The sequence below is a fragment of the Pseudomonas sp. P4_C3 genome, from assembly GCF_056402075.1.
Genome location: NZ_JBFUIC010000217.1, coordinates 1 through 7,659 on the forward strand (window position 1 = coordinate 1; position 7,659 = coordinate 7,659).

The 7,659-nt window shown below is 57.2% G+C and carries 8 protein-coding genes; 3 read left to right on the top strand and 5 right to left on the bottom strand.

The genetic code is table 11. The features are described 5' to 3' along the window. Positions 1–71 precede the first annotated feature (71 nt). Both kynB and AC1DVH_RS23395 read right to left on the bottom strand, forming a co-directional pair. A complete protein-coding gene (gene kynB, locus AC1DVH_RS23390; protein ID WP_477755813.1) occupies positions 72–725 on the bottom strand; it encodes an arylformamidase in 654 nt (217 codons plus the stop codon). Positions 726–941: 216 nt separating this feature from the next. Continuing rightward, positions 942–1,103, bottom strand: coding sequence for a DUF2986 domain-containing protein (locus AC1DVH_RS23395; RefSeq protein WP_477755814.1), 162 nt, complete (start codon positions 1,101–1,103; stop codon positions 942–944). A gap of 348 nt (positions 1,104–1,451) precedes the next feature. Here AC1DVH_RS23395 and AC1DVH_RS23400 point away from each other — a divergent pair, with 348 nt between their 5' ends. Continuing rightward, positions 1,452–2,534: a 2OG-Fe(II) oxygenase gene (locus AC1DVH_RS23400; protein WP_477755815.1), complete on the top strand. Its 1,083-nt coding sequence runs from the start codon at positions 1,452–1,454 to the stop codon at positions 2,532–2,534. 207 nt (positions 2,535–2,741) lie between these two features. Here AC1DVH_RS23400 and AC1DVH_RS23405 read toward each other — a convergent pair whose 3' ends face one another. Then, a complete protein-coding gene (locus tag AC1DVH_RS23405) occupies positions 2,742–3,488 on the bottom strand; it encodes a hydroxypyruvate isomerase family protein (RefSeq protein WP_477755816.1) in 747 nt (248 codons plus the stop codon). Positions 3,489–3,867: 379 nt separating this feature from the next. Between AC1DVH_RS23405 and AC1DVH_RS23410 the strand changes: the two genes are divergently transcribed. Together AC1DVH_RS23410 and AC1DVH_RS23415 are read left to right on the top strand one after the other, a co-directional pair. Beyond that, entirely contained in the window at positions 3,868–4,500 is a 633-nt protein-coding gene (locus tag AC1DVH_RS23410; protein WP_477755817.1) for a dihydrofolate reductase family protein, read from the top strand. A 129-nt stretch (positions 4,501–4,629) separates the two neighbouring features. Continuing rightward, positions 4,630–5,424 (top strand): glycosyltransferase family 2 protein, encoded by a 795-nt coding sequence (locus AC1DVH_RS23415; RefSeq protein WP_477755818.1) that lies wholly within the window; start codon positions 4,630–4,632, stop codon positions 5,422–5,424. A gap of 85 nt (positions 5,425–5,509) precedes the next feature. On the opposite strand, the gene sorB is transcribed toward AC1DVH_RS23415, so the two are convergent. Next, positions 5,510–6,154 (bottom strand): SorB family sulfite dehydrogenase c-type cytochrome subunit, encoded by a 645-nt coding sequence (gene sorB, locus AC1DVH_RS23420; RefSeq protein ID WP_477755819.1) that lies wholly within the window; start codon positions 6,152–6,154, stop codon positions 5,510–5,512. Between the two features lie 10 nt (positions 6,155–6,164). Beyond that, positions 6,165–7,406 carry a SorA family sulfite dehydrogenase catalytic subunit gene (gene sorA, locus AC1DVH_RS23425; protein WP_477755820.1) on the bottom strand — a complete coding sequence of 414 codons (1,242 nt, stop codon included), beginning with the start codon at positions 7,404–7,406 and terminating at the stop codon, positions 6,165–6,167. Positions 7,407–7,659: the final 253 nt, after the last annotated feature.

Consider the following 7,659-nt stretch of genomic DNA (forward strand, 5'->3'; position numbering starts at 1 on the left):
GAACCGGGCGCCGGAACCGGGAGCCAGGTTGGTGCCCGGCTCCGGCGTCCACTTCGGATCTGTTGAATGGGTTACCCGCGTTGCGACGTACTCAGCGGCCGCAGAATCGCCCTGACCGGACTGGCGTCCAGATGAGCAAAGCGCAGCGGCAAGGCGATCAATTCATAATCGCCTTCCGGGACATCGTCCAGCACGATGCCTTCAAGAATCGCCATGTGATGGCGGGCCACGGCACCGTGTGAATCCATGGTCCTGGATTGCTGGGGGTCCAGTGACGGCGTATCGATGCCAATCAACCGCACACCAAGGCTCGCCAGCAAGTCGATGGTTTCCCTGGCAACGGCCGTGAACCCTGAATCCCAGGCTGTCAGCGGCGCTTGTCGATAGGTGCGCAGCAGCACGCGCTCGGGCACGTCGTGCAAACGTCCTTGCAATTGCCCGGGCTGCACCAGTTCGCCGCTGTCCAGACAATGCAAAACGCGGCAAGGCCCGATATAGACGTCCAACGCCACATCGCCAATCGGCGCACCATCAGCGCTGTAATGCAGCGGTGCATCGACGTGGGCGCCGGTATGCGGCGACAGGGTGATGCGTCCGACATTCACCGGACACTCGGGACCGTAGGTCCAGACGCGTTCCTCCTGGAACGGCGTGTCACCCGGCCAGGTCGGCGTTTCGGTACTCAAGGGTGGACTGATGTCCCACAACGTTGTTTTTTTTGTCATCGCAATGCTCACCGGATTTACCGAGTGAAATGATACGAGCGACAGCGGTGAAGATTCGTGCAAAAACCTTGGGTAACCGTGTGGGCTTTCGCACAAACCGCCGTGGATGAGCGGGATTGCGGCAGGAAATTTCAACGCGTGTCGCTTTCACAAAGTTCGGTGCAGGGCTCTCTCAAACGCCATACCCGCCCTTCTTGTGGCGAACGACGATATGGATCAGCTCTCAGCGCAAATGCTGGAGTCCTGACTGGACTCAGCAGCCAGTTTCAATCGGTCCGCTTTACTGATGTATTTTGACTTGCTTTTCGGTGCCAATTTGKCACTGGCTTTTTTGGCGTTAGCCTTTAACAACTGGTTTATTTTTTTACGACGGTTCATGTTTTCCTACTCCTTTTGCAAGTGCTTGAATGATATCAGCTTAAAGTATCGGGTCAGATCCCTGTGGTGCGCACTTGGTGCATAACGCTGGAAACAGGCGGTGAATCGCCCCTGGATACCAGTCATGAAGGAGCAATCGCGATCTGCGCTCTGGGCAGCTTCGACAAGACTGAACTAGTTTTACCTGCAAGCTTCGAGTGCCTGGCGCTTTTCCCGCATCGGCATCGTAGTGATGCGGTACCGTAAGCCCATTTGTAAGCGGTACCTTTGGGGAAGAAGCAGTGCTCGGCGTGAGTCTCCTGACTTTATTCCTGATAGCGATCCACTGCCTGCCGGCAAGGAGTTGTGATGCGCGCTACAGCGTTTTCAGTCGGTGGACCCGCCCCTTGGTTCCATTGCCGCACTCAACAAAGAGAGCGCTTTTGTTTCGACACCATTGGCGGTCGGTATGTAGTGCTTTGTTTTTTTGGTTCTGCGGCTGATCCTGCATCAATTAAAGTTCTGGAGGGTGTTCGGGCCCATCGCCAGCGGTTCAATGACGATCACGTCTGCTTCTTTGGTGTTTCCGTAGATCCCGAGGATGAAAAGCTGAAGCGGGTAGAAAGTGCGATACCTGGCATGCGCTTCATCTGGGACTTCGATCGGTCAGTCAGTCAGCTCTACGGTACATTGCAGCCAGACGGCAGCATCAGGCAAATGACCTGCGTGCTGGATCCTGCGCTGCGTTTCCTGGCCATCATCCCGATAGAGGCACCGGTTGATAACCATATACCCTCGTTAATGCGCTTTCTGGATAGATTACCCGCACTGGCTGCGCCACATGCCGCCACACCACACGCCCCTGTCCTGGTGATTCCCCGTATATTTGAGCCCAAGCTGTGTAAAGCACTAATACGTTATTACGACGAACGTGGCGGAGAGGAATCCGGGTTTATGATGGAGCAGTCGGGTAAAACCGTCTACATCACCGACCATGGCCACAAGCAACGTCGTGACTGCGTTATTGAAGACAAGGCTCTATCCAAAGCATGCTCGCTGCGTATAGCCGACCGTTTGCTTCCAGAGCTACACAAAGCGTTCCAGTTCAATGCCACTCGAATGGAGCGCTATCTGGTGGCCTGCTACAACAGCGATGAAGGCGGGCATTTCCGGCCCCATAGGGATAACACCACGAAGGGTACAGCGCATCGCCGTTTTGCCGTTTCCCTGTTTCTTAATTCCGGAGAGTACGAAGGCGGTTTTCTGCATTTTCCAGAGTTTGGAAAAGCGCTTTACAGCGCTCCAACAGGAGGGGCTGTGGTGTTTTCGTGTTCACTTTTGCACGAAGCCACGCCTGTAACCCAAGGTCGCCGCTATATGTTTCTCCCGTTTCTATACGATGATGCCGCTCGCGTCATTCGAGAAGAGAATCTCCCATTTATTGGAAGCTGACTCGTGTGCAACACAACTCAGCTGTCATTACAGACGGCCTTGAATGCCAGCTCGTTGTCAGTGCAGTCGGTACATCGAGGGCGACCCGAGTATCGATCCGGAATTTGAGCGAAACCGGGGCGATGCATCAGGCAGAAATCGGCCATCAAGCGCCTTTCAAATCTCTCCACCTGAGGAGTGCATCAGGGTAACGGGTGCCCGCAAGTGCTAAGCACTTAGCTGCTTGATCCAGTCCAGGCTCGCAACGGTAGAGCCGCAAGGACGGTATTCACACCCGATCCATCCTGGGTAGCCACGCTGCTCCAGCGCTGCGAACAAGGCAGCAAAGTCGATGCTCCCCGTTCCCGGTTCGTGACGACCCGGACAGTCAGCAATTTGCACATGGACGGTTCGGTCATAAAATCGAGCCAGAACATCTGCTGCGTCTGCGGTCAAAAGCTGGGCATGGTAAAGATCGAGAATCAGCCCGACACTCGGGAAGGTCTCCAGCACCTGTTGCGCTCTGCTGAAGTCAGACATGTAATAGCCCGGCATCTCCTTCGAACTGATCACTTCGATAAGGGGCCGCAACCCCTGATCTTCGAAGTACTTGACTGCATACGCAAGGTTGCTCCCGAAGATAAGCGCAGCCTCATCCTGCGTCGTAACTCCAGACATGATGTGGACATCCGAACAAGCCAGCACCTTTGCATAACGGGCGGCCTGGACCAGGCCAGCGCGAAACTCTTCTTCCTTGCCTTGCAGGGCTGCAATGCCTTTGGTGACGCCCGCCGGTGCGGCGAACTGAATCAGAGGAAGAGCGTATTGAGCCAAGTGGTCGGCCAGGAGACTGGCGTCGAATTCATAGGGCGACGGAAACTCCACCGCCCGAAATCCAGCGGCGGCGGCTTCGATGCGTTGCAGAAAAGGCAATTCATTGAATTGAAAACCGAGATGAGCATTGAACTTGAGCATTGGGTAAACATCCATCCTGGGAAGAAACGAAAAGCCTGGAACATCCTTTGTGGCTCCGACACTACACTATCGTAAGTGGTCCATACAGACAGACCAGAGCGAGCCAGTGCCTACCCTGCGTCGCTCATCATCGAAAACCGGGCGAAACAAATCAGATCGCAGATCTTCGACTGACTGGCTACCGCATTACATCGTGCGTCCACCAGCGGCCACTGGAAAACAGGGGCTTATCGCGATGCATTCCCACGAGAAATAGAAAACCGCGCAGCTTGTTGTCGATTTCACAGCGTCCGGTTCGACTATCTATCAGGGAATGGTCCCAAGGGATCGCAGATTTCCCTGCCTGAACTTTTTCATCCGGATGAATCAGGAGAAGAACATGCGCACACTCACCGTTGCCGCGTTCGTGAGTCTGGACGGCGTCATGCAAGCGCCCGGCGGGCCTGAAGAGGACACCAGTGGTGGATTCCGCTTCGGTGGCTGGATCGTCCCCTACGCCGACAAAACCACCGGTCAGGCCGTACAGGACCTGTTCTCCCAGCCGTTCGAGTTGCTGCTGGGACGTCGTACCTACGACATCTTCGCCGCCTATTGGCCACACATTCAGGCCGACTCCACTCACCACACCATTGCTGATCTATTCAACGGCGTACCCAAGCACGTGGCCACCCATCGCGCCGATTCGCTGGCCTGGCAGAACAGTCATGCGCTGCAGGGCAACCTGGTCGACGCGATCAGCGCGCTCAAGCGCCAGGACGGTCCTCAGCTACTGACCCAAGGCAGCGGCGAACTGGTGCGCCAACTGCTTGCCGCCGGCCTGGTGGACGAGTTGCGGCTGATGATTCATCCCATCCTGCTGGGGCGCGGCAAGCATTTGTTCGACGACAATGCACAAGCGTCGGCCTTCACCTTGCTGAACTCGATCAGCTCGCCCGGGGGCGTGCTGATCGCCCGTTACATCCGCAGTGGCGAGGTGCGCACTGGCACATTCGAGGGCGTCAGGCAGCGATAGCCTGCGCCCCTGGCAAGCGGCTCAAAACCCTGTGCCCGCCTCGACACCAACGGCCCAGGTGAAATTAAGCCTGGGCTAAGGTTGCCTCTGTTAGTCTTCGACGCTTTTAAGTCGTCGAGCATTTCGAAGATGGGTAGTGTCGATACAAACGCCAAGCCACCGTTCAGCATCGTTCTGGTTAATTACAAAACCCTTGATTTGACCAGGATCTGCCTGGACCTGTTGCGCGAGCCTGTACGCAAAGCCGCAATCCCGGTCTGGGTGGTGGATAACGGTTCGGCGGACGCCAGCGTCGAGTATTTGCGCTCACTCGACTGGATCAATCTGGTCGAACGGGATGCCCCCACCAAAGAGCCGGGCCACATCGCCCATGGCAAGGCGCTGGACATGGCACTGACCAGGGTTGATACCGACTATCTGTTCCTGATGCACACCGACACGTTTGTCTTCGATGCAAACGTCTTCGCGATGATGATGGACCACTGCACAAAAGATCGAAACGTCGCAGCGGTCGGTTGCACGGAACAACTCAACCGCGGACTGCCAAGGACCGTGTGGCGCTTCACTTCACGCCTGCTCAAGCACCATTACCGGCGCCTCAAGCAATCGCTCGGCCTGCGATCAAAAGAGCCAAAACCCTACAGAGAAACTTACTTGAAAAGCTTTTGCACGCTATGGAATTGCAGGCTGATGAAGCAGCAGGGTCTGCATTTTCAGATCGACGACCGTGTGCCCGGTTATGAGTTGCAAGACCGGGTGATCGGGCTTGGCTACAAGGTCGTGTTTCTGTCGCCCGGCAAAATCTTCAAGTACCTGGACCACGTCCAGGCCGGCACCGTTGCCGCTGCTGGCGGTTATGGCCAGGATCATCGACGGACCAAGATGTACCAGGCCATTCTAAAGCGCTTCAGTGCAACCAACTAGATGTCTTGAACAAACCTGCGCCCCCAAAAAAGCCCACTGACCGTTGTCGGTTCAGTGGGCTTTTTCGCATCAGGCTAACGCTGATTCACTGCTTCATGATGTACGTCGCCAGGCTCTTCAGGTCGTCCGAACTCAACTGCGCGAACGGTGGCATGGGCACATCCCCCCACTTGCCGCTACCGCCGTGCTGAATGCTCGACATTACCCGGGCCAGTGCCTGCGGGTCATTGGCATACTTGACCGCCACATCGCGATAGGCCGGGCCGACGACCTTGTGGTCGACCGCGTGACAGGACAGGCAGGCGTTGTCCTGGAGCAAGGCCGAGGCGACTTTCGCTACCGACACCGTCGGTGGCTGATCCGTCGGCGGGTTCGAGGCCGCCTGAACATCGGCATCGCTCGCCTGGGCACTGCCGTAGGTCACTGCCAGATAGGCGCCGATCACCTTCACCTCCTGGTCGCTGATCGGCGCACCGTACACCTGCTGCATCTTGCCTGCTTCAGCAGTCCATTGCGCCAGGCTCATGCCAGGCGGCTGGAAGTTGATGTAATCGGCCGAATGGCAGATCGAACACTTCTGCTGCGCCAATGGGTAGCCCGGCAACGTACTGGGCTTGAGCGCCGCCGTTTCGGGCGGCAAGGTGATCGACAGTGGCGCTGCACCCGCCATGCTGGCCAGACCAACCTGAACCGCGCACAGCACGGTGCTCATGAGTTTCACAAGTTTCATGCAGTCCTCCTCAGGCGACGGTCACGTGGCTGGTTTCGACGACGTGGCGGCGGTAGCCACCGGGGTTCCAGTCCGCCTGCAGCGGCTGAGTCTCGCCCGCACTGTTGCTGGCCCGTACCATCAACTGCGTGGCGCCCTTGCTGGTAAAGGTGATCGGCAGTGTCCACTCACGGAAGGAGAAACGGCCAAGGTCCTGCCCAAGCGCAGCTTCGCGCCAGATTTTTCCGCCGTCGATCGACACCTCCACCTTGTTGACCCCAACGCCACCGTCGAACGCGATGCCCTTGAGCACCACGCTTTTGTTCAGCGGCAATACATCGCCGTGTTTAACGCTGGTGATGAAACTGCGCACCGGCAGCCTGGAAATCGGCCGGGTTTTCGCCGCCGTGGTGCCGGGGGCAATGCAGAAGCAATCGTTATCCGGAACCCGGTACGCCTTGGCCATGAAGAAACCGTCATAGGTATGGTCGATGACCTCGATCTCACTCAGGTGCTTGACCCAATACGTGCCGAAATAGCCCGGCACCACCAGACGAATCGGGTAACCGTTGAGAAATGGCAGGTCGGTGCCATTCATCGACCAGGCAATCATCGGCTCGCCGTCCATGGCATGGCTGATGTCCAGCGCCTTGATGAACTCCGGCGTGCTCGGCAGCACGGGTTTGTCGAGCCCACGGAAAGTCACTTGCGCGGCACCGGCTTTCACACCGGCCTTTTCCAATACCGCCTTGAGCGGCACCCCCACCCACCGCGCATTGCCCATCGAGCCATTGCCCAACTGGGCGCCAAACACCCGCGGCATCGAGAAGCCACGGCTGTTACCCGAACATTGATTGACGGCCACCACTTCCACCGGTTCGGCGAGGGCCTTGAGCTCGGCAAGAGATAGCGACAGCGGCGTATCGACCGAACCCTTGATCGTCAGGCGGTAGCTGTCGGGATCGATGCTGGTCGGGAAATTGGCCAGGTGATAACGCACGAAAAAGGCGTCATTGGGCGTGATCGGCCCTTCGTTGAACACCGGGAACGGCGTCTCCAGGTGCGGCGGTCGAGTGGTCACCAGGGTCAACGGGCGTTTTTGCGGGTATTGCACCAACGGTCGTGGGCCAGCGGCAAAGGTCACTTCTTCAGCGTTTTCGTCTGCTGCCTTGGCGAGGTTTGCCAACGGCGAGGCCGCCAAAGCCAAAGTGAATGCATCGCGTAAAACCCGCCGGCGGCTCGGCTGGTTGCTGTCTACGAAACTGAACTTCATTCTGCGCTCTCTCTGATTGTTTTATTGAGATGCAACTGACAGTCCCCCATCAGAGTAGTGAGGCAGGACTTCATGTGCCAATGCGGTTTCGCTTTACGGTTCGAGGTCGGTAAACAAACCAGTATCGTCACGTGCAAGCGGGTTGCTTCACATTAAGCGTCAGTGACTTGGCAATTGATGACAGGGGCTGCCGAAGCGTGCGGCATAGAGAGCAATGCTGTTCAGTTAAGCGAATGTGGTCCTCTGTAGGAGC

Excerpts from the sequence above, each read along its gene's own strand:
- kynB (WP_477755813.1), bottom strand. The coding sequence starts at position 725 with ATGACAAAAAAAACAACGTTGTGGGACATCAGTCCACCCTTGAGTACC.
- AC1DVH_RS23400 (WP_477755815.1), top strand. The coding sequence starts at position 1,452 with ATGCGCGCTACAGCGTTTTCAGTCGGTGGACCCGCCCCTTGGTTCCAT.
- AC1DVH_RS23405 (WP_477755816.1), bottom strand. The coding sequence starts at position 3,488 with ATGCTCAAGTTCAATGCTCATCTCGGTTTTCAATTCAATGAATTGCCT.
- AC1DVH_RS23410 (WP_477755817.1), top strand. The coding sequence starts at position 3,868 with ATGCGCACACTCACCGTTGCCGCGTTCGTGAGTCTGGACGGCGTCATG.
- AC1DVH_RS23415 (WP_477755818.1), top strand. The coding sequence starts at position 4,630 with ATGGGTAGTGTCGATACAAACGCCAAGCCACCGTTCAGCATCGTTCTG.
- sorB (WP_477755819.1), bottom strand. The coding sequence starts at position 6,154 with ATGAAACTTGTGAAACTCATGAGCACCGTGCTGTGCGCGGTTCAGGTT.
- sorA (WP_477755820.1), bottom strand. The coding sequence starts at position 7,406 with ATGAAGTTCAGTTTCGTAGACAGCAACCAGCCGAGCCGCCGGCGGGTT.